Origin of the sequence: Blastococcus carthaginiensis (assembly GCF_030731085.1) — a bacterium.
Taxonomy (GTDB): Bacteria; Actinomycetota; Actinomycetes; order Mycobacteriales; family Geodermatophilaceae; genus Blastococcus; species Blastococcus carthaginiensis.
Map to the genome: position 1 here is coordinate 1 of NZ_JASNFN010000004.1, position 20,025 is coordinate 20,025.

13 protein-coding genes and 1 other annotated feature are annotated in these 20,025 nt (G+C 72.1%); of the genes, 5 read left to right on the top strand and 8 right to left on the bottom strand.

All coding sequences use genetic code 11. The annotated features are described in order from the left end of the window. Nucleotides 1–31: 31 nt before the first annotated feature. A protein-coding gene (locus QOZ88_RS05045) for an IS3 family transposase (RefSeq protein WP_305998703.1) occupies nt 32–1,287 on the bottom strand; the annotation gives its coding sequence in 2 pieces (ribosomal slippage) (nt 32–984 and nt 984–1,287; 1,257 coding nt in all). Beyond that, nucleotides 872–985, bottom strand: a sequence feature (AL1L pseudoknot). (Overlaps the previous gene by 114 nt.) A gap of 53 nt (nt 1,288–1,340) precedes the next feature. Here QOZ88_RS05045 and QOZ88_RS05050 point away from each other — a divergent pair. Next, a complete protein-coding gene (locus QOZ88_RS05050) occupies nt 1,341–2,093 on the top strand; it encodes a hypothetical protein (RefSeq protein WP_305998704.1) in 753 nt (250 codons plus the stop codon). Between the two features lie 101 nt (nt 2,094–2,194). On the opposite strand, the gene QOZ88_RS05055 is transcribed toward QOZ88_RS05050, so the two are convergent. The 3 genes from QOZ88_RS05055 to QOZ88_RS05065 all read right to left on the bottom strand — a co-directional run bounded on the left by QOZ88_RS05055 (nt 2,195) and on the right by QOZ88_RS05065 (nt 6,521). Beyond that, the gene (locus QOZ88_RS05055; protein ID WP_305998705.1) at nt 2,195–2,821 is read right to left on the bottom strand and encodes a hypothetical protein; all 627 of its coding nucleotides are present in this window, start codon (nt 2,819–2,821) and stop codon (nt 2,195–2,197) included. Between the two features lie 440 nt (nt 2,822–3,261). Continuing rightward, nucleotides 3,262–4,797: an APC family permease gene (locus QOZ88_RS05060; RefSeq protein ID WP_305998706.1), complete on the bottom strand. Its 1,536-nt coding sequence runs from the start codon at nt 4,795–4,797 to the stop codon at nt 3,262–3,264. 209 nt (nt 4,798–5,006) lie between these two features. Next, nucleotides 5,007–6,521 carry a PucR family transcriptional regulator gene (locus tag QOZ88_RS05065; RefSeq protein WP_305998707.1) on the bottom strand — a complete coding sequence of 505 codons (1,515 nt, stop codon included), beginning with the start codon at nt 6,519–6,521 and terminating at the stop codon, nt 5,007–5,009. A 143-nt stretch (nt 6,522–6,664) separates the two neighbouring features. On the opposite strand from QOZ88_RS05065, the gene gabT reads away from it, so the two are divergent. The 4 genes from gabT to QOZ88_RS05085 are packed head-to-tail and all read left to right on the top strand — an operon-like array spanning nt 6,665 to nt 13,908. Further along, nucleotides 6,665–8,014, top strand: coding sequence for a 4-aminobutyrate--2-oxoglutarate transaminase (gene gabT / locus QOZ88_RS05070; RefSeq protein WP_305998708.1), 1,350 nt, complete (start codon nt 6,665–6,667; stop codon nt 8,012–8,014). Further along, on the top strand, nt 8,011–11,142 hold the full coding sequence (locus QOZ88_RS05075) for an NAD-glutamate dehydrogenase domain-containing protein (RefSeq protein ID WP_305998709.1): 3,132 nt from the start codon (nt 8,011–8,013) through the stop codon (nt 11,140–11,142). Before gabT ends, QOZ88_RS05075 begins: the two co-directional genes overlap by 4 nt. Before the next feature lie 40 nt (nt 11,143–11,182). Further along, nucleotides 11,183–12,211, top strand: coding sequence for an agmatine deiminase family protein (locus QOZ88_RS05080; protein ID WP_305998710.1), 1,029 nt, complete (start codon nt 11,183–11,185; stop codon nt 12,209–12,211). After that, nucleotides 12,208–13,908: an amidase gene (locus QOZ88_RS05085; RefSeq protein ID WP_305998711.1), complete on the top strand. Its 1,701-nt coding sequence runs from the start codon at nt 12,208–12,210 to the stop codon at nt 13,906–13,908. Before QOZ88_RS05080 ends, QOZ88_RS05085 begins: the two co-directional genes overlap by 4 nt. Before the next feature lie 67 nt (nt 13,909–13,975). On the opposite strand, the gene QOZ88_RS05090 is transcribed toward QOZ88_RS05085, so the two are convergent. From QOZ88_RS05090 to QOZ88_RS05105, 4 genes are all read right to left on the bottom strand, one after another. Beyond that, nucleotides 13,976–15,349 (bottom strand): NAD-dependent succinate-semialdehyde dehydrogenase, encoded by a 1,374-nt coding sequence (locus QOZ88_RS05090; RefSeq protein ID WP_305998712.1) that lies wholly within the window; start codon nt 15,347–15,349, stop codon nt 13,976–13,978. Further along, nucleotides 15,349–16,722, bottom strand: coding sequence for a flavin monoamine oxidase family protein (locus tag QOZ88_RS05095; protein WP_305998713.1), 1,374 nt, complete (start codon nt 16,720–16,722; stop codon nt 15,349–15,351). The genes QOZ88_RS05090 and QOZ88_RS05095 overlap by 1 nt, the downstream gene beginning before the upstream one ends. 50 nt (nt 16,723–16,772) lie before the next feature. After that, the gene (locus tag QOZ88_RS05100; protein WP_305998714.1) at nt 16,773–18,257 is read right to left on the bottom strand and encodes an NAD-dependent succinate-semialdehyde dehydrogenase; all 1,485 of its coding nucleotides are present in this window, start codon (nt 18,255–18,257) and stop codon (nt 16,773–16,775) included. A 188-nt stretch (nt 18,258–18,445) separates the two neighbouring features. Then, entirely contained in the window at nt 18,446–19,894 is a 1,449-nt protein-coding gene (locus tag QOZ88_RS05105) for an NAD(P)/FAD-dependent oxidoreductase (protein WP_305998715.1), read from the bottom strand. Between the last annotated feature and the right edge of the window lie 131 nt (nt 19,895–20,025).

Below are 20,025 nucleotides of genomic sequence, written 5' to 3' on the forward strand. Positions count from 1 at the left end.
TGAACCGCCCTGGGTCTGATGGAGGCTCGTTCTATTGGATTCCCACCCCGGCGGGGTCGGTCCGTTGGGCAGCGTAGAACGCTGCTTCGTACTCCGCGGGCGGGACGTTCTGGCAGTGCCCGTGGAGCCGGCTCTCGTTGAACCAGTGCACCCAGGACAGCGTCGCGAGTTCGAGCTCGTCGACGTCGTCCCAGCCGGTGGCGTCGGGTCCGTGGACGCACTCGGTCTTGTAGAGGCCGTTGGTCGTCTCGGCCAGGGCGTTGTCGTAGGAGTCCGCGACCGTCCCGATCGAGGGCCGCGCGCCGATCTCCTCGAGCCGCTCGGTGAACCGCACGGCGGTGAACTGCGACCCCGCATCCGAATGTGTCACCAGCCCGACCAACCGGCGCCCTCCGCGGGAGGCTCTGGCCATCTCAAGTGCGTCGAGGACCATCTCGGTCTTCATGTTCGCCGCCACCCGCCAGCCGACGATCCGCCGGCTGAACGCGTCGACGATGAAGCACACGTACGCCATCCCCGACCGGGTCGGGACGTAGGTCAGATCGGTGACCCACAGCGCGTCGGGCCGGTCGGCGGTGAACTGCCGATTCACCAGGTCCGGCGCCCGCGAGGCATCCGGGTCCGGCCGGGTGGTGAAGACCTTCTTGCGCAGCCGGGACACCCCTTCGATGCCCAGCTCACGCATCAGCCGGGCAACCTGGTCGCGGCCGATGTCGTGACCAGCGCGCCGGGCGGCCTTCCAGAGCTTGTGCGCTCCGTAGACCTTCCGGTTCGCGGTCCACAACGCCAGCAGGACCTGCATCATCAGCACGTCCCGCACGGCCCGCGCAGACGGCGCGGTCTGCCGCTTCTTCGCGGCGTAGTAGCTGCTCGGAGCCACCTGCAGGTACCTGCAGATGAACTCGACTCCGAACTCGTTCCGGTTCTCGTCGACGAACGCGACGATCACCTCGATGGGCGGTCGAGTTCCGCCGCGAAGAAAGCCGAGGCCCGCTTCAACAGATCGTTGGCCCGGCGCAGCTCACGGTTCTCCTGCTCGAGCTCCCGGATCCGCGTGGCCTCGACCGTCGTCACCCCCGGCTCGACGCCGTCATCGATGTCGGACTGCTTGACCCAGGTCCGCAGCGACTCCACCCCGCAGCCGATCTGATCGGCGACCCGCCGAACCGTCCCGTGCGTGGTGCCCAGCTCCTTGCGCAGCTGCCGCACCAGCCGAACCGCCCGGGCCTTCTCCTCTGGCGAGTAGCGACGCGTCGTCGGCTTCCCAGGCGTGCCTTCGTTCCCCATGGCTCCATCCTCGTTTCCAAGGTCAGGAGCCTCCAAGCAACCCAGGGCGGTTCATGAAGCTCAACCTGGAGCTCGACCGCGATCGCGCAGCAGTCCAAGACGCGTTCCTCACCGCTGAGCTCGACCTTGAGTGGACTGGTGCCATCGTTTACGAGCGGGACCACTTCCGTCGCGCAGGCCAGGCGAACGATCCGGTGCCGGTTCCGCCGGACGCCCTTCGCGGAGTGGCGGAGGCGGTGTGGTCTCTGGGCTGGCCGAATCCCGGGCACAAACCTAGCCGGTCAATCCATGAGTGCTTCCTGGCGCTCAACGGCCGGTACCGCCACTGCGACGTCTACTGGGCAATGCACAAGTACCTGAAGGGCAACCGGCTACGCGTGGTCCGTCGCAACTGGATGTTGCTCAAGAATGTTGAGGCCGTGCTTGCGGACCCAACGCTCAGCATCGAGGAGCGTGCAGAGCTTGAGCGCGAGCTGGAACATGACCTGGTCAACGACTACGTCGCCTGGTTGGGCCGCAGAGACGTACGCAAGCATCTGTTCAAGAACGGACGTGAGGCGGACCTGTACGACCCCGAGCGACAGGTCATCATCGAGGCGAAGGCAAACCACCGCGACGACGTCATGGTGGCGCATGGCATGGGTCAGGCCATGTACTACCGCTCGCTCGATCAGCTTGGCCCAGACGACCGCATCGCCGTCCTACTCCCCGGCAGACCCTGTGACGAGGTCGTTCGGCTTCTTTGGGTTTACGACGTCGGACTCATCTATCGAGACGACGAGGCGTTCAAGGAGGAGTGGCCGTAGCGCGTGGCCTCGCGATAGATGAGCGCGAGGGGAACCGCCAACTACAACATCCCCGTGGTTCGGTCGTCTCATCGCGGCGCCGGTGTCTCGGCAAGGAACGGCTATCGGGACGGTGGGATCTGTCGTGGCGCGTGGAGCAGCCGCATCCCCTCGCTGTCGCGAGCGACGGCGTGGGCACGACTGAGCAGACGCTCGACATCGCCCGGCATCTTCGCTTCCCGGTCGCGCCGGTCGGTTCGGTGCCGTTGCGCCACTGGCCCTGTCCCTGCGGCGCGGGACTGCCCATCGGCCAGTCCTGTCGACAGGTCAGCAGCCCGACCGACGACCTGCCGCAGACGGTGAAGGTCGTCGCCGCTGGCGCGCACGTGTCTTCCGGCGATCACCGCCTGGATGCGGTCCTCAGGCATGGCCTCCATCCGTGGCAGGTCTCGGGCGTTCGCAAAGAGCTGGCCAGTTCGTGACCAGTGTTCGACCGCCAGGGTGAGCCGGTCGGCGAGGACCGGAATGTGGCTCGCGACATCCTGGACCGCAGCTGCCACGTCCGCGGACGTCTTCTGGTCGTGCTGCCCGCCTACGTCGGCCGGCGCGCCGAACTCGTTGCGCAGGGCGCGGACGAGCGCCTGCGACAACGCGACGACGCTTCCCGGGTCACCAGGCGCTCCTCGGCGTCCGTCGTGGAACACCATGCTGGCGCGACCGGCAAGTTGCCAGGCGAGCCCGGCGACCAACAGCGGTCCGGCGTCCCTTCCGGTCCTGCCCGCCGCGACGGCGGCGTAGCGACTGGTGAGCTCGGCGGCGGCGACGGCGGCACGGAAGTCCCGCAGCTGGCCATGCCGGTTCGATCCCGGTCACCCGCTCCACGCTCTGGCCAGCTCAAATGCTTGTCCGCCCAGCTCAGCAGAACGACGGCGCCGTTCACGTGTCTCGATCATGTCGACTCCTGCTGACCGCTGACCACCGGGCTTGACCGGTGCTCGAGGCGCGGCTGAAGCACCACCCGTTCAGCCCTGGCTCAGTGACCGACCTGCCCGGTCAGCACATCCGGCCTCGGGCCCCGGCGGACGGCGCGGCGCCGCGCCGCCCGCCGGACCGAGTCACCGGCCCTGGCCACGCCATGGACGTCCGTCGCCGATCCGTTCCGCGGCCGGCCGGCCGGTGGTGTGAGGGGTCATGGCGCCCGCTCGTCCAGGACGAGCGCGGGGGTGTCGCTGGCCAAGGTCTCGCCGCGGAAGAACTCCGGGTGGCGCCGCTGCCAGGCGAGCATCAGCACGACCCCGGCGGCCAGGAGGCCGATGCCGATGACGAACACGCTGCCGACGCCGAAGACCGACGAGCCGCTGCCGTAGGCCGGGTCGAGGGTGTCCACGGCGGTCTGCACGAAGACCGCGGTCAGCATCAGAGCGCCGGCGAGCGGCAGGACGCCCTTGAACAGGAGGCTCCGGACGCTGCTGCGCAGCTCGCGCCGGAAGTACCAGACGCAGGCGTAGGCGGTCAGCCCGTAGTAGAAGCAGATCATCAGGCCGAGCGCGTAGATGGTGTCGATGAGCACGTTCTCGCTGATCAGCGTGATGCCGACGTAGAACAGGGCGGTCCCCGCCCCGGCGACGAGCGTGGCGGCCGACGGGACCTTGTGCCGCGGGTGCACCTCGGCGAGCCGTGCGGGCAGCGCCCCGTACGCGGCCATGGCGAGCATGGTCCGCGTCGTCGGCAGGAAGGTGGTCTGCAGCGAGGACGCGGAGCTCGCCACGACCGCCAGGAACAGCAGGAAGGCCAGGCCAGAGCCCAGCACCGGCCCCGCCAGGGCCGCGAAGACGTTGTCGCCGGTGTCCGGGTTACCCAGCCCGGTTCCTTCGGTGCCCACGCCGGCGTACATCTGGACGGCGATCGCCACGCCGACGTACGTGATGATGATGACCAGCATGGTGAGGAGCGCCGCACGTCCCGGCGTGCGCGAGGTGCCTGCGGTCTCCTCGTTCACCGTGAGGCAGGTGTCCCAACCCCAGTAGATGAACAGCGAGAGCGACAGGCCGGCGGTGAACGCGCTGAACGAGGAGATCGCCGTCGGGTCGAGCCAGGACCACCCGAAGGAGATGCCGCCGGGTGCCGAGCCGGACTTCGCCAGCGCCAGCACGGCGAACAGCGCGAGCACCGCCATCTGGAAGCCGACGAGCAGGTACTGCAGGCGCTTGGTGGTCTCGACGCCGCGATAGGTGATCCAGGTCGCGATCGCCACGAAGCCGACGCAGGTGGTGACATTGACCAGCGTGTCGTCGCCGAGGGCGCCGATCGCCTCCGAGCCCGTGACCTCGCCGAGCAGCAGGTAGAAGAACGACACGGCCACGCCGGCGAGGTTCGACAGCACGATGATCGTCGCCAGCAGGGCTCCCCAGCCGCAGAGCCAGCCGACGTAGGGGTTGAAGGCCTTGGTCGTCCAGGTGAAGGACGTCCCGCAGTCCGGCGCCACGCGGTTGAGCTCGCGGTAGGCGTAGGCCACCAGGAGCATCGGCAGGAACCCGGCGAGGAAGACCGCCGGCATCTGCAGCCCCACCTCGGTCACCGTCGGACCCAGGGTTGCGGTCAGCGCGTAGACCGGGGCGATGCTCGAGATCCCGAGCACCATGCTGGCCAGCAGGCCGACGGAGTTCTTCGACAGGCCCTTGGCGCGCAGGTCGGTGCGCGCGCTCGGCGAGGCGTCCAGTGACATCGAGCTCCCTTCCAGAGCCGCACGGAACTGCGGCGTGGGTCACAGAGAAGCCAGCCACGTCACCGCGGAAGCGGCAATTGCCGATTCGTCCACACGCCGTACCAGCGCACACCAGTGCGGCACTTGCTGGTTCCTCGTACGGGAGCACCTCGATCGCCGTCCGACGCCGGCGAGGGAGACGTGCCCCTCCGCGGGGCGTGCGTGCGCCCCTAGTCGCCCTGAGGCAGGTGCAAGGCGATCCAGAGCTCGGCCCTGACCCCCGGCTCGTCGAGGTCCCGGCCGAGCATCTCCCCGGCACGCTGCACGCGCTTGCGCAGCGTGTGCCGGTGGATGCCCAGTTGGGCGGCCGCCGGCTCCCACTGCCCGTGGTGACCCAGCCAGACGCGGAGCGAGTGGACGAGGTCACCCGCGCCCGCCCGGTCGGCCGCGACCAGAGGCGCGAGGAGGGAGTCGGCGAAGGCTCGGGTTGCCGCCGGGTCGAGGACCGCCGACAGCCCCGGCGCGGCGAGGTCGTCGAAGGACACCACATCGGCCGACCGGCCGCGAGCGTGCTCGGCCGCTTGCCGCGCCTGCCGGACACCACCGGCCAGCTCGGACCAGCGCACCGGCCGGGAGGCTCCGACCGCCGCACCGTGGACGCGGGCCGGCAACACCCGCAACTCCGAGGCGAGCGGCGTGGCTGCAGAGGTGAGCAGGACGAGGGTGTCGTCGAGCTCGGCCGAGAACATCGGCGCCCGGGTGTGCGCCCCGGCGTCGGCGGCGACGTCGACCGCTGCGGCGCGCTGCTCGCTGGTACCGAGGACGGCGAGGACCAGGAGGGGCTCGGCGGGCAGTTGCTGACCGAGCTCGTCGACGACCGTTGCCACGGTCCGGTCCTCACCGGCCAGCAAGAGGCGCAGCAGCGCCGCCCGCAGCGCGGCCATCGCGCTGTCCAGCCCGCGCGACTGCTCCATGCGCAGGGTCAGCGTGAGGGCGGCTGCGTTGACCACGTGCCGCTCGGAAGGCGGCATAGTGCCCGGTCGGCCCACCACCAGGAACCCCCGGGTCCGCGTGCTCGTGCCGAGCGACTGGATCAGCACGGTCTCCTCACGACCGCTCAGGGCAGCGCTGGCAGGAGCTCGCATGCCGCGCAACCGGTCCAGTTCTTCCTGCAGCACTCCGGCTCGCCGGGCAGCGCTGGCCGGGGCTGCGTCGAGCGCGGTGCCGACCGGGTCGAGCAGCAGCACCCAGCCGCCGATCGAGCGGGCCAATCGCGCCACGAGCGGCGCCGTCCCGCCGGGTGCCAATGCCGCGCGCATCAGGTCCTGCTGGACGGAGGCGGTGCGCGCGACCGCCGCGTACTCGTCGGCCGCCAGGGCAGCGGACACCGCCCGTGAGATCGCGATGAACGGTGTTCCGCGCGGCACCTCGAGCAGCGGCAGGCCCGCTTCCTCGGCGGCCTGCACGAGCTGGGGGACGACCGCGTCGTTGCCCAAGCCGGTACCGAATCCCAGAGCGGCGACACCGGCGCCCACCAGGCGGCGCACGTACGGCCCCGCGGGCTGGTCGTCGCGCAGGGCCAGGCCGGTCGTGAGGAGCAGCTCTCCCCCCTCGAGGAACGGGGCCGGATCGCTCATCTCGCTCACGTGGACCCAGGACAGCGGCCGGTCGGCTCGTGCGCCGCTGGTGAGCAGCCTCATGCCGAGCTGGGACTTCGCGAGGAGATCGGTGACAGTGACCGGCACGTCGCCTCCCGGCGGCACGGTGGCATTCCGGTGCCGGACTGGATATCCGGAGAGGCTCGGAGCGCCAGTTCGGACCTTACCCGCCCCTGCCGTCACCGCTCAGACTCAGGCACGCCAGCCACCCCTTCGGACGAGGAGCCTCCGTGACCGACCTGCTCATCCCGACGTCGGCGCCCGTGCAGGAGCGCCGACTGGTCACCGAGGTGCCCGGCCCCCGCTCGCGAGAGCTCATGGCCCGGCGCGCGGCGGTCGTCTCGGCCGGCGTCGGCACCACCCTGCCGGTGTTCGTCGAGCGGGCGGGCGGCGGTGTGGTCGTGGACGTGGACGGCAACTCGCTCGTCGACCTCGGCGCCGGGATCGCGGTGGTCAATGTCGGCAACGCCGCGCCGCGCGTGGTCGCCGCCGTGCAGGAGCAGGTCGCGGCGTTCACGCACACCTGCTTCATGGTCACGCCCTACGAGGGCTATGTCGCCGTCTGCGAGGAGCTGGCCCGTGTCACCCCGGGCACCCACGAGAAGCGGTCGGCGCTGTTCAACTCGGGTTCCGAGGCCGTCGAGAACGCCGTGAAGATCGCCCGGGTCGCGACCGGCCGGTCGGCCGTCGTCGTCTTCGACCACGCCTACCACGGCCGCACCAACCTCACGATGGCCCTGACGGCCAAGAACATGCCCTACAAGTCCGGGTTCGGGCCCTTCGCACCGGAGATCTACCGCGTGCCGATGAGCTACCCGTTCCGCGACCCGGCCGGGTTGACCGGCGCCGAGGCGGCGGCCCGCGCCGTCCGGCAGATCGAAGCCCAGGTGGGCGCGGCGAACGTGGCCGCGGTCCTCATCGAGCCGATCCAGGGCGAGGGCGGATTCGTGGTCCCGGCCCCTGGCTTCCTGCCAGCGGTCGCCGACTGGGCGCGGCAGGCCGGGGCGATCTTCATCGCCGACGAGGTGCAGACCGGGTTCTGCCGCACCGGCGACTGGTTCGCCAGCGACCACGAGGGCGTCGTCCCCGACCTGGTGACCCTGGCCAAGGGCATGGCCGGCGGCCTGCCCCTCGCCGCGGTCACGGGCCGCGCCGAGCTGATGGACAGCGTGCACACCGGCGGGCTCGGAGGCACCTACGGCGGCAACCCGCTGGCCTGCGCAGCCGCCCTGGCCGCCATCGAGACGATGCGCGAGCTCGACCTCGCCGGTGCGGCGCGGGCCATCGGCGACACGATGCTGCTCCGGCTCCGCGCGCTGCAGGAGCGGCACCCGGCCATCGGGGACGTCCGCGGCCGCGGCGCCATGACCGCCGTCGAGCTGGTGAAGCCGGGCACCACCGAGCCCGACCCGGCGCTCACCGCCGCCGTCGCCAAGCGGTGCCACGCGGACGGCGTCGTCGTCCTCACCGCCGGCACCTACGGCAACGTGCTGCGCTTCCTGCCGCCGCTGGTGATCGGCCAGGACCTGCTGACCGAGGCGCTCGACGTGCTCGACGCCGCGTTCGCCGCACACGCATGACCGCCACGCCGGTCCGCGACCGTGTCCGGCTGCGGCCCGCTCCCGCCGGCCCCGGGCCGCTCGTCGGCGCGGTCGTCGAGTGGCCCCGCAGCCGCCCGCTGCTCGCCGACGTCGTCCCGGTCTTCGAGCGCCTCGGCGTCCGCGTCGCCGACGCCCGGTCCCTTCCGGACGACGGCGCGGCGACCCGCCTGGATCTCGTGCTGCCCGCGGGTGTGGCCGACGGGCCCGCGCTCGCCGCGCTCGACCAGGCGCTCGCCGCGGCGTGGGCGGGTGAGACCGAGCTGGACGGGCTCGCCCGCCTGACCGTGACCGAGGGACTGCCCCTGCTGCAGGTGACCGTGCTGCGCGCGGCCGCCCGCTACCTGGCGCAGGCCGGAACGGGGCTGTCGCGGGGCTACATCGAGCAGACGGTGCTCGGCGCGCCGCGCTTCTGCCACGTGCTGCTGCGGCGGTTCACCCTCCGCCACGACCCTGACGGTCTCGACCCGGCCGGGGCCGACGCCGCAGGCGCGGAGCTCGACGCCCTCCTCGAGGCGACGACGAGCCTGGACGAGGACCGCATCCTGCGGGGTCTGCGTGACGTCCTCGACGCCGTCGTCCGCACCAACGCCTTCCAGCACCCCACGGGTCGAGCACCCGCGCAGCTGGCGCTGAAGATCGCCTCCCCGAGGCTGTCCTTCCTCCCCGCTCCGCGGCCGTGGGTGGAGACCTTCGTGCACTCCCCCACCGTCGAGGGCCTGCACCTGCGGGGCGGGGCCGTCGCTCGCGGCGGCATCCGCTGGTCGGACCGCCCCGATGACTTCCGCACCGAGGTGCTGGGCCTGCTCAAGGCGCAGCTGGTCAAGAACGCGGTCATCGTCCCGGCCGGGGCCAAGGGCGCGTTCGTCGTCCGCGACGACCTGCGCGGCTCCGACCGCGCCGCGGCCCAGGTGACGGTCGAGCGCGCCTACCGCTCGTTCGTCTCGGGCCTGCTCGACATCACCGACAACCGGGTCGACGGACGGATCGTGCACCCGGAACGGACCGTGGTGCTCGACGGGGACGACCCGTACCTCGTCGTCGCGGCCGACAAGGGGACGGCGACCTTCTCCGACATCGCCAACGCGCTCGCCGTCGAACGCGGGTTCTGGCTCGGCGACGCCTTCGCCTCGGGCGGCTCGGCCGGCTACGACCACAAGGCCATGGGCATCACCGCGCGCGGCGCGTGGGTCTCGGTGCGTCGCCACCTGCGCGAGCTGGGACGGGACGTCGACTCCGACGCGGTGACCGCCGTCGGGATCGGCGACATGTCCGGGGACGTCTTCGGCAACGGCATGCTGCTCTCCGACCGGTTGCGCCTGGTCGCCGCCTTCGACCACCGCCACGTCTTCCTCGACCCCGATCCCGATCCCGCCGTCTCCTTCGCCGAGCGGCGGCGGCTGGCCGCGCTCCCCGCCTCCACCTGGGCCGATTACGACGCCGCCGCCCTCTCCCCCGGCGGCGGCGTGCACCGGCGCGACGCAAAGACCGTGCCGCTCTCCCCCGAGGCGCGCCGGCGCCTGGACGTCGAGGCGACCGAGCTCACCCCGGACGAGGTCGTGCAGGCGATCCTCCGGGCGCCGGTCGACCTGCTGTGGAACGGCGGTATCGGCACCTACGTACGCGCCGACGACGAGACCGACGCCGACGTCCGCGACCGGGCCAACGACCGGGTCCGCGTCACCGCCGGCACGCTGCGCTGCCGGGTCATCGGCGAGGGCGGCAACCTCGGGCTCACGCAGCGCGCCCGCGTGGCCGCTGCCCGGGCCGGCCTGCGGCTGCACACGGACTTCATCGACAACGCGGCCGGGGTGGACACCTCCGACCGCGAGGTGAACCTGAAGATCCTGCTGGCCGGGGCGGTGCGCGACGGCGAGCTGACCGGCGCCGAGCGCGACGGGCTGCTCCGGGAGCTCACCGACGAGGTGGCCGCCGCGGTGCTCGCCGACAGCGCCCACCAGGTCCGTGCGCTCACCGTCTGCGCGGACCAGGCTCCGTTCCTGCTCGATCGGCACGCCGCGCTGATCCGCGACCTCGAGCAGCAGGCCGGCCTCGACCGCGGCCTCGAGCACCTGCCGTCGGAAGCCGACATCGAGCGGCTGCGTGCCGCCGGAGGCGGACTCACCCGCCCCGAGGCCGCGGTGCTGCTCGCCTACTCGAAGAACCTGGTGCGCGCGGAACTGCTGGACAGCGACATCCCCGACGACCCCGCGCTCGGCGCCGTCCTCGGGCGGTACTTCCCGCGGGCGGTGCGGGAGCGCTGGCCCGGTCGCATCGCGAGTCACCCGCTGGCGCGCGAGATCACCGCGACGCAGCTCGCCAACGACCTGCTCAACCGGGTCGGGCCCGGCTTCCTGCACCGGCTGGAGGAACGGCACGGGGTCGGCACCCCGGTCGCCGCGCGGGCCTTCGCTGCCGCCGAGCACGTTCTCGCGGTCGACCAGGTGTGGACGCTGCTCGACGAGGACCTGCCACCGGCGGTCGAACGACGCGCGCTGGCGGAGGTGCAGCGGGTCACCGAACGGGTGGCCGACCGCCTGCTGCACCGCCACCGGGACCCGGAGGACTTGAGCGCCGCGGTGGGGCCGCTCACCGACCTCGCGGACCTCGGTGACCGCACCTCCGGGCCGGCCTGGTCCGACGCGACCGGACCGGCCGCGCGGGAGGAGCTCCTCGCCACCGGCGCCTCGTGGCAGCTCGCCACCGGCGTCGCCGCCCTGGACCGCCGGGCCGAGGCGATCGACCTCGCGCAGGTCGTGCAGCGGACGGAGGCACCGATCGACGCGGTGCTGCGCGCCCACTCCGCGCTCTGCGAGCTGCTCGGCCTGTCCGCCGTCCGTGGCAGGGCCGCCGACCGCCCCGGCGACTCGTCCTGGACGCTGGCGGCGAAGTCGGCGCTGCGCGAGCAGCTCGACGAGCACGCCCGCTCGCTGCTCACCGGGCTGCTCCTCGCGGAGCGCACCGTCGACGACCTGGTGGTCCGCCACGGCGCCGCGGTGACCAGGTTCGCGGCCGTCCGGACGGCCGCCCTCTCCGCCCGCGACGAGGCGGTCGCGGTCCTCGCCACCGTCGTCGGCGCGCTGGACCGCCTCCGGCAGTCCGCGGTCTGACCCCACCCCGACAGAGAAAGTAGGAACGACCATGTGGCGCATGCCCCTCGAGGGGGATCCGCACGCCCGGACCTGGATGGCCTTCCCGCGCGAGGGTTACACGCTGGGCGCCTCGGACGCGCAGCGCGAGGCCGGCTACGCCGCCTGGACCGCGGTCGCGCACGCGATCGCGGCCTTCGAGCCGGTCACGATGGTGGTCGACCCGAGCGAGCGCGAACGGGCGCGGCGGATGCTCGGTGCCGACGTCGAGATCGTCGAGGCGCCGCTCGACGAGTTCTGGATGCGCGACGTGGGCCCGACGTTCGTGGTCGACGACGCGCGTCCCGGTGTCCTCGGAGCTGTGGATTGGGTCTTCAACGGGTGGGGCGCGCCCGACTGGGCCGAGTGGCAGCTCTCCGCGGAGATCGCCCACACGGTCGCCGCGCACGTCGGCGCCGAGGTGGTCAGCTCGACCTTGGTCAACGAGGGCGGCGGCATCCACGTCGACGGGGAGGGCACCGTGCTGCTCACCGAGACCGTGCAGCTCGATCCCCGGCGCAACCCGCATCTCGACCGCCCGCGGGTCGAGGCCGAGATGGCGCGCACCCTCGGCGCCCGGCACGCCGTGTGGCTGCCCCGGGGCCTGACCCGCGACTACGAGGAGTTCGGCACGAAGGGGCACGTGGACATCGTCGCGGCGATCCCCTCCCCCGGTCGGCTGCTCCTGCACGCGCAGCCCGACGCGGGACACCCCGACCACGCGGTCATGAAGGAACTGCGGGAGCTGCTGACCGACCAGACGGATGCGGCCGGTCGATCGTTCGAGGTCGTCGACCTCCCGGCCCCGGAGACCCTGGAGGACGACGACGGGTTCGTCGACTGGAGCTACGTCAACCACCTGGTGGTGAACGGCGGGGTCGTCGCCTGCGGCTTCGGCGAGGCCCGGGCCGACGCGCGGGCCCGCTCGATCCTCGCGGAGGCCTACCCGGGCCGTGCGGTCGTGACGGTCGATGCCCGCGAGCTCTTCGCCCGCGGCGGCGGGATCCACTGCATCACGCAGCAGCAGCCCCGGATCGAGGTGCCCGCGTGATCGACGTCGTCGAGGCGTCCATCGCCACGCTGCGGGCCGCGCTCGAGTCGGGTCGGGCGACGGCCGTCGGGCTCGTCGACGCCTACCTCGCCCGCATCGACGCCTACGACACGCCGGCCTCCCCCACGGCGCTCAACGCGGTCGTCGTGCGCAATCCGCACGCCCGGGACGAGGCGGCGGCGTCCGACGCCCGTCGCGCGCGCGGGCGGACGCTCGGTCCGCTGGACGGCATCCCGTACACCGCGAAGGACAGCTACCTGGTCAGAGGGCTGACCGCGGCGGCCGGCAGCCCGGCCTTCGCCGATCTCGTCGCCCAGCGCGACGCGTTCGCGGTCGAGCGCCTGCGCGCCGGCGGGGCGATCTGCCTCGGGCTGACCAACATGCCTCCGATGGCCAACGGGGGCATGCAGCGCGGCCTGTACGGCCGCGCCGAGAGCCCCTACAACGCCGGGTACCTCGCCGCGCCGTTCGCCTCCGGGTCGTCGAACGGGTCGGGCACCGCCACGGCGGCGAGCTTCGCCGCCTTCGGGCTCGCCGAGGAGACCTGGTCGAGCGGGCGCGGCCCTGCCAGCAACAGCGGCCTGTGCGCCTACACCCCGTCGCGCGGTGTGATCTCGGTGCGCGGCAACTGGCCGCTGGTGCCGACCATGGACGTCGTCGTCCCGCACACCCGCACCGTCGCCGACCTGCTCGAGGTGCTCGACGTCGTGGTGGCGGACGACGACGAGACGCGAGGCGATTTCTGGCGCACCCAGCAGTGGGTTCCGGTCCCGCGCCCCTCCCAGGTGCGGCCCGCGTCCTACGTGGCGTTGGCCGAGGCCGCCGCGGACGCGCTGGCGGGGCGACGCCTCGGGGTGCCGCGCATGTACGTCAACGCCGACCCGGAGGCCGGCACCGCCGAGGACGGCGGGATCGGCGGCCCGACGGGACAGCGGATCGAGACGCGCCCCTCGGTGATGGCGCTGTGGGAGTCGGCCCGCCGCGACCTGGAGGCGGCGGGCGCGACCGTCGTCGACGTCGACTTCCCCGTGGTCTCGAGGTACGAGGGAGACCGCCCGGGCATGCCCACCGTCTCCACCCGCGGCCTGGTGCCGCCGGCGTTCCTGGCCCGCGAGATCGGCGACCTCTCCGCGTGGGCGTGGGAGGAGTTCCTGCGCGCCAACGGCGACCCCGCCCTGGGCAGCCTCGCCGACGTCGACGGGGCGACGATCTTCCCGCACCCCGAGGGTGCGCTCCCCCACCGGTACACCGGCTTCGACGACGACATCGCGCGCTACCCCGCCTGGGTGCGGGAGAACCCCGGGGCCACCTGGGCCGGCATGCCGGAGCTGGTCGACGGCGTCCGCGGGCTCGAGGAGACACGTCGCGTGGACCTCGAGGCGTGGATGGACGAGCTGTCCCTGGACGCGGTCGTCTTCCCCGCCGTGGCCGATGTCGGCCCGGCCGACGCAGATCGCGACAGCGCATCCGCGGATCTCGCCTGGCGCAACGGCGTCTGGGTGGCGAACGGCAACCTGGTCATCCGGCACCTGGGCATCCCCACCGTCACGGTGCCGATGGGCACGATGGGCGACATCGGCATGCCGGTCGGACTCACCTTCGCCGGGCGGGCCTACGACGACACCGCGCTGCTGCGCCTCGCTACGGCGTTCGAAGCAACCGGCACGCGCCGCACCCGCCCGCCTCGCACTCCCTGACACGGCTGCGCCCCGCACCCCCCGGGCCGGGTGGTGCGGGGCGCAGCGCCCACTCGTCCCCCTGCGGTCAGGCCTTCCGGACCAGCTTGCGGTTGACGAACTCGTCGAGGGCGTAGCGGCCCAGCTCCCGGCCGAACCCGGAACGCTTGGTGCCACCGAACGGCAGCTCGGCGGCGTCACCCAGCACCAGGTTCACCCACACCATGCCGGCATCGATCCGGTCCACGACGCGGTCGGCCTGGTCGGAGTCCGTCGTGTAGAGGTAGGAGCCGAGGCCGAAGGGCGTGTCGTTGGCCAGCCGGACGGCGTCGTCCTCGTCCTGGGCCCGGAACAGCATGGCCACCGGACCGAAGAACTCCTGCCGGTAGGCGTCCATCGCGGGGGTGATGTCGGCGAGGACGGCGGGCGGGAAGAAGTTGCCCCGCCGCTCGCCCCGCACCAGCACGGTGGCCCCCTGCTCGACGGCACGGTCGAGCTGCTCCTGCAACCGCTCGCTGGCCGTGTCGGACGACAGCGGTCCCAGCGTCGTGCTCCCGTCGGTGGGGTCGGCGGGGGCGACCGCGGTCAGGGCGCCGGTGAACTTGTCGGCGAACTCGTCGTAGAGGTCGGCGGTCACGATGAAGCGCTTCGCGGCGTTGCAGGACTGACCGTTGTTGTCGAGCCGGGCGTTGACCGCGTCGGTCACGGCGGCGTCGAGGTCGTCCGTCGACAGGAGGATGAACGGATCGGAGCCGCCGAGCTCCAGCACGACCTTCTTGAGGTTGCGGCCGGCGACCTCGGCGACCGCCGAGCCGGCCCTCTCCGAGCCGGTGACGGAGACGCCCTGGACGCGCGGGTCGGCGATCACGGCGGCGACCTGCTCGTCGGTGGCGAGGATGTTCCGGTAGACCCCGGTCGGGACGCCGAGCTCCGTGGCGGCGGCGTGGAAGGTCTCCTCCAGGGCCGACGACGACTCGGGGCACTGCGGCGCGTGCTTGAGCAGGATGGTGTTCCCCGCCACGATGTTGGGCCCGGCGAAGCGGGCGACCTGGTAGTAGGGGAAGTTCCAAGGCATGACCCCGAGCAGGACGCCGAGTCCCTCCTTGCGGACGACGGCGGATCCGGATCCGACGTCGATCGGCTCGTCGGCCAGGTGGTCGGGCCCCTTGTCGGCGTAGTACTGGAAGATCTCGGCCGCGAACTCCACCTCGGCGACGGCCTGCGCGATGGGCTTGCCCATCTCCCGCACCGCGATCTCGGCCAGCTCCTGGGTCCGCTCGGTGAGCAGGGCGCCGACCCGGCGCACGAGCTCGGCCCGCTCGGCGGGGGTCGTCGTGCGACTCCACGACCTGTATGCGGCGTGGGTGTCGGCGATCGCCGCGTCCAGGTCGGCGTCCGAGACCGCCGGGTACGTGCGGACCCTCTCGCCGGTGGCCGGGTTGGTGACTGCGTATGCGGGCATCAGGCGCTCTCCTCTTCACGTGCCGCTGCGATGACGTCGTCGGCGAGCCGCCGGCCCATCCGGATGCCGCCGTCGACGTGCTGGTAGCCCAGGCCGGCCAGGTCGCTCGACCCGAAGCGGATCGGACCCACGGGCTGGAGCTGAAGCTCCCCGTAGCGGGTGAGCCCGCCCAGGGCGAAGCTGGCGGCGTAGGCGCCCTGCGTCCACTCCTCGGCCGCCCAGTCGCTCTCGTAGTAGGTGACCGGACGGCGCGCCTCCGGCCCGAAGTAGGCCGCCAGCGACTCGAGGATCCGACCCTTGCGCTCCTCCGCGCTCAGCCGGAACGACGCGTCGGCCTGCTCGGCGGCGACGAAGCCGACCAGGGTGCCTCGGCTCTCCCCGTGGTTGGTGTTGTCGTACGCCTCGTGCACCAGCTGGTACGGGCTGAACGCGGTGCCCGACAGGCCCGCGGCGCGCCAGAAGGGCGTCTCGTAGGTGGCGTGCACCTTGATCACCAGGCCGAGCGACTGGTGCTGCTGCAGCTGCTGGCGGAGCCGGGGCAGTGCCGGGACGTACTGGATGCGGTCGTAGAGGTTCGGCGGGACCGCGACGATGACGTGCCGTGCCCGCACCCGGACACCCGCGCCCATGACGGTGGCGCCGAACTCGTCCCACTCGATCCTCCGCACCGGGGTGCCCAGCCGGACCGAGTCGGCACCGAGTCGGTCGGCGAGGCGGAGCGGAACCTGCTGGAGCCCGCCCACCACGCGCTTGTCGAGGATGAAGTCGGCATCGACGAGGTTGCTGAAGCAGCCCGCGCTCGCGGCCATGAGCAGTGCCTGCAGCAGCGAGAACGTGTGCGCCGGCTTGGTGAGCATGGCCTCGGCGACGAAGAGCGCGATGTTCTCGCGGGCCTCCTCGTCGTCGGTCTGCTGCTCGAGCCAGGTGCGGAACGAGACCTGGTCGAGCTCCTGGGCGCGTGGGTGCGCCCACGGCGCCGCCGGGTCGATCTCGGCGGTCAGGCCGTCCAGGATCTCGATGAGCCGGGTGATCTCCGACTCGGTCCGCTCCCCCGCCGGGAAGATGTCGCCGGTGAAGCGGCGCAGCTCGCCGTCCCGGGTGATGTAGAGGCTCTCGCCGTCCCGGTAGCGGGCGTAGGTCGCGAGACCGAGCTCGTCGAGCGTCTCGAGAAGGGCGGTCTGGTCGGGCGACACCCACTGGCCCCCGATCTCGCGCATCTGACCGTCGACGACGTCGGTCCACAGCCGTCCGCCGATGCGCTCGCGCGCTTCGAGGACGACGACGCTCTTGCCCGCGGCGGAGAGCCGGGTGGCGGCGGTGAGCCCGGTGACGCCCGCGCCGACGACGACCACGTCGCGTTCGAGGTGTTCCATGACAGTTCCTGCGGGGCCTTCCGTGTGCGACTGGACGGGCATCGTGGCGGTCATCGGGTCGGGTCCGGGGTCATCGTGTACTTCGTGGTGAGGTACTCGTGGATCCCCTCCACGCCGCCCTCTCGGCCGAGACCGGACTGCTTGACCCCTCCGAAGGGCGCCGCGGCGTTGGAGATGACGCCGGCGTTGAGACCGAGCATGCCGGTCTCGAGCCGCTCGATCATCCGCTGGCCACGGGCGAGGTCGCGGGTCCAGACGTAGGCCGCGAGGCCGTAAGCGGTGTCGTTGGCCAGGCGCACGGCCTCGTCCTCGTCGGCGAACGGGACGATTGACAGGACCGGTCCGAAGATCTCCGTCGCCAGGATGTCGCTGCCCTGCTTCACCCCGGCCACCACGGTGGGCTGGAAGAAGGTGCCGGGACCCTCGATGACCGATCCCCCGGTGCGCACGGTCGCCCCGCGCGAGACCGCGTCCTCGACCAGAGCCCGGGCCTTGTCCACCGCGGCCGCGTCGATCAGCGGGCCGACGTGCACGCCCTCCTCGGTGCCCCGTCCCACCCGCATGGCGGCGACACGGGCGGACACCCGCTGGGCGAACTCGTCGGCCACGTCCTCGTGGACGAGGAAGCGGTTCGCGGCCGTGCAGGCCTCCCCGGAATTGCGGAACTTCGCGGCGAGCGCACCCTCCACGGCGGCGTCGAGGTCCGCGTCGTCGAAGATGAGGAACGGTGCGTTGCCGCCCAGCTCCATCGACGTCCGCAGTACGTTGTCGGCCGCCTGCTTGAGCAAGATCCGACCGACCTCGGTCGAGCCGGTGAACGACAGCTTGCGGAGGCGGGGATCGGCGATGATCGGCGCGCTGACCTCCGCCGCCGACGAAGTCGGGATGACGTTGACGACCCCGGCCGGCAGCCCGGCCTCCTCGAGGATGCGGGTGAACAGCAGGGTCGTCAGCGGAGTCAGCTCGGCCGGCTTGACGACCGCGGTGCAGCCCGCGGCCAGGGCCGGTGCGATCTTGCGGGTCGCCATGGCGAGGGGGAAGTTCCAGGGCGTGATCAGGAAGCACGGCCCGACGGGGTGGTGGGAGACCACCATGCGGCCGGTTCCCTCCGGGTTGGACCCGTACCGGCCCGACACACGCACGGCCTCCTCGCTGAACCAGCGCAGGAACTCACCGCCGTAGGTGACCTCGCCGAACGCCTCGGCCAGCGGCTTGCCCATCTCCAGCGTCATGAGCAGCGCGACCTCGTCGCGCCGCAGCTGCAGGATTTCCCAGGCCCGCCGCAGGATCTCGCTGCGCACCCGGGGGGCGGTTGCACCCCATTCGGCCTGGGCTGCGACCGCCGCGTCCAGCGCGGCGAGGCCGTCCTCGACGCTCGCGGACGCGATCGTCCGCAGGACCTGGCCCGTCGCCGGGTCGACGACGTCGAGCGTGTTGCCGTCAGAGGCAGGCCTCCAGGCTCCGCCGATGAAGAGTTCGGTGGGAACGACCCCGAGCACGTCGGCTTCCGACGGGCGCGATGGTGCGATCGTCACAAGGTGTCCTCTCGATGATCGAACCTCGACGACCCGTCGGAGGCATGGGGCCCGGCGGTCTACGGGCCTGCTTCCCCAGACGCTAGGGGGAGACGACCGACTGGAGGAGTGCCAGAACGGCGGCTCCGTAGCAGCGCCCGCACCGATACGGCACTACCGGTACCGGCCGGATCGACACCGGGCTCGGACTACGCGCTCGCCCGCCTGACCGAGGGAGGACCTGCTCGGTGGTCGTCGGCACCCTGAGCGCTAGCGCCGCCGTGGAGCGTCCACGTCTTGGACGACGGGAACTCCGGTCCGACCTGTTCGAGCGCCAGTCGGCCGTAGACCTGCTGCTGGGTGACCACCCGCTGCGAGCGGCTCCGGCCGAGGAAGCTGACCGCCCAGTGCAGCACGGTCGTGATGCGGCTCTTGAAGCCCACGATGTAGAAGAGGTGCACGACCAGCCAGAGCACCCAGGCGATGAAGCCCTCGAACTTCAGCTCGCCGATGTCGGCGACCGCGGAGAAGCGGGAGATCATCGCCATGGAACCCTTGTCCCGATAGCGGAACGGGCCCTGCGACTGCCGCCCGGCGAGCCGGCGCGCGATCGCCTCGGCGGAGTACTGGCCGCCCTGGATCGCCACCTGGGCGACGCCGGGGAGCTCGTCCAGGACCATCATGTCGCCGACGACGTGCACCTCGGGGTGCCCGGGCAGGGTCAGGTCCGGCAGCACGGAGATGCGCCCGGCGCGGTCGACGTCGGCGCCCGATTGCTCGGCGAGCACCTTGCCCAGCGGGCTGGCCTGCACGCCGGCCGCCCAGATCTTGGTCGCGGCCTGGATCCGGCAGACCTGGCCGTCGGCGTCCCTCACCTCCAGCCCGTCTGCGTCGACGTCGGTGACCATGGTCCCGAGCTGCACCTCGACGCCGATCTCGATGAGCTGGCGGCGGGCCCGGCCGCCGAGCTTCTCACCGAACGACGGCAGCACGATGGGCGCGGCGTCGAGCAGGATGATCCGCGCCTTCGTCGGGTCGACGTTCCGGAAGTCGCGGCGCAGCGTGCGGTGCGCGAGCTCGGCGATCTGCCCGGCCATCTCGACGCCGGTGGGCCCGGCGCCGACCACGACGAAGGTCATCAGCCGGTCTGCCTCGGCCTGGTCGGTGGCCAGCTCGGCCAGCTCGAATGCGCCGAAGATGCGGCCGCGCAGCTCCAGGGCGTCGTCGATCGACTTCATGCCGGGGGCGAACTCGGCGAACCGGTCGTTGCCGAAGTACGACTGCCCCGCACCCGCGGCGACGATCAGCTCGTCATAGGGGTGCACGGTCGTGCGACCCAGGATGGTCGAGGTCACCGTGCGCGCGGTGAGGTCGATGTCGACGACCTCACCGAGCACCACGCGCGCGTTCTCCTGCCGGCGCAGGATCTCGCGCGTAGCCGGGGCGATCTCACCCTCGGACAGGATGCCGGTGGCCACCTGGTACAGCAGCGGCTGGAACAGGTGGTGGCTGGTCCTGCCGATCAGCGTGACGTCGACCGGCGCCTTCCTCAGCGCCTGGGCGGCGAACAGGCCGCCGAACCCGGAGCCGACGATCACCACACGGGGGTGCCGCGTGACCGCGTGCCGATGCCCCTCGATCACCGTGGACACGTCCATGGGTCCTTCCCTCCAGCCGGCCTGGTCCGTGCACCGCGCAGTGCTGCACGGTCCAGTCAGCCAGCCCGGCCCGGCGCACGACAGTGCCGGTCCGTACATGCACACCATCCCTGCGATGCCTCTTCGGCAGC

Bases quoted from the DNA above. Each gene is read 5' to 3' on its own strand.
- QOZ88_RS05060 (WP_305998706.1), bottom strand. From the start codon at position 4,797: ATGTCACTGGACGCCTCGCCGAGCGCGCGCACCGACCTGCGCGCCAAG.
- QOZ88_RS05050 (WP_305998704.1), top strand. From the start codon at position 1,341: ATGAAGCTCAACCTGGAGCTCGACCGCGATCGCGCAGCAGTCCAAGAC.
- QOZ88_RS05090 (WP_305998712.1), bottom strand. From the start codon at position 15,349: ATGCCCGCATACGCAGTCACCAACCCGGCCACCGGCGAGAGGGTCCGC.
- QOZ88_RS05080 (WP_305998710.1), top strand. From the start codon at position 11,183: ATGCCCCTCGAGGGGGATCCGCACGCCCGGACCTGGATGGCCTTCCCG.
- QOZ88_RS05105 (WP_305998715.1), bottom strand. From the start codon at position 19,894: ATGGACGTGTCCACGGTGATCGAGGGGCATCGGCACGCGGTCACGCGG.
- QOZ88_RS05095 (WP_305998713.1), bottom strand. From the start codon at position 16,722: ATGGAACACCTCGAACGCGACGTGGTCGTCGTCGGCGCGGGCGTCACC.
- QOZ88_RS05075 (WP_305998709.1), top strand. From the start codon at position 8,011: ATGACCGCCACGCCGGTCCGCGACCGTGTCCGGCTGCGGCCCGCTCCC.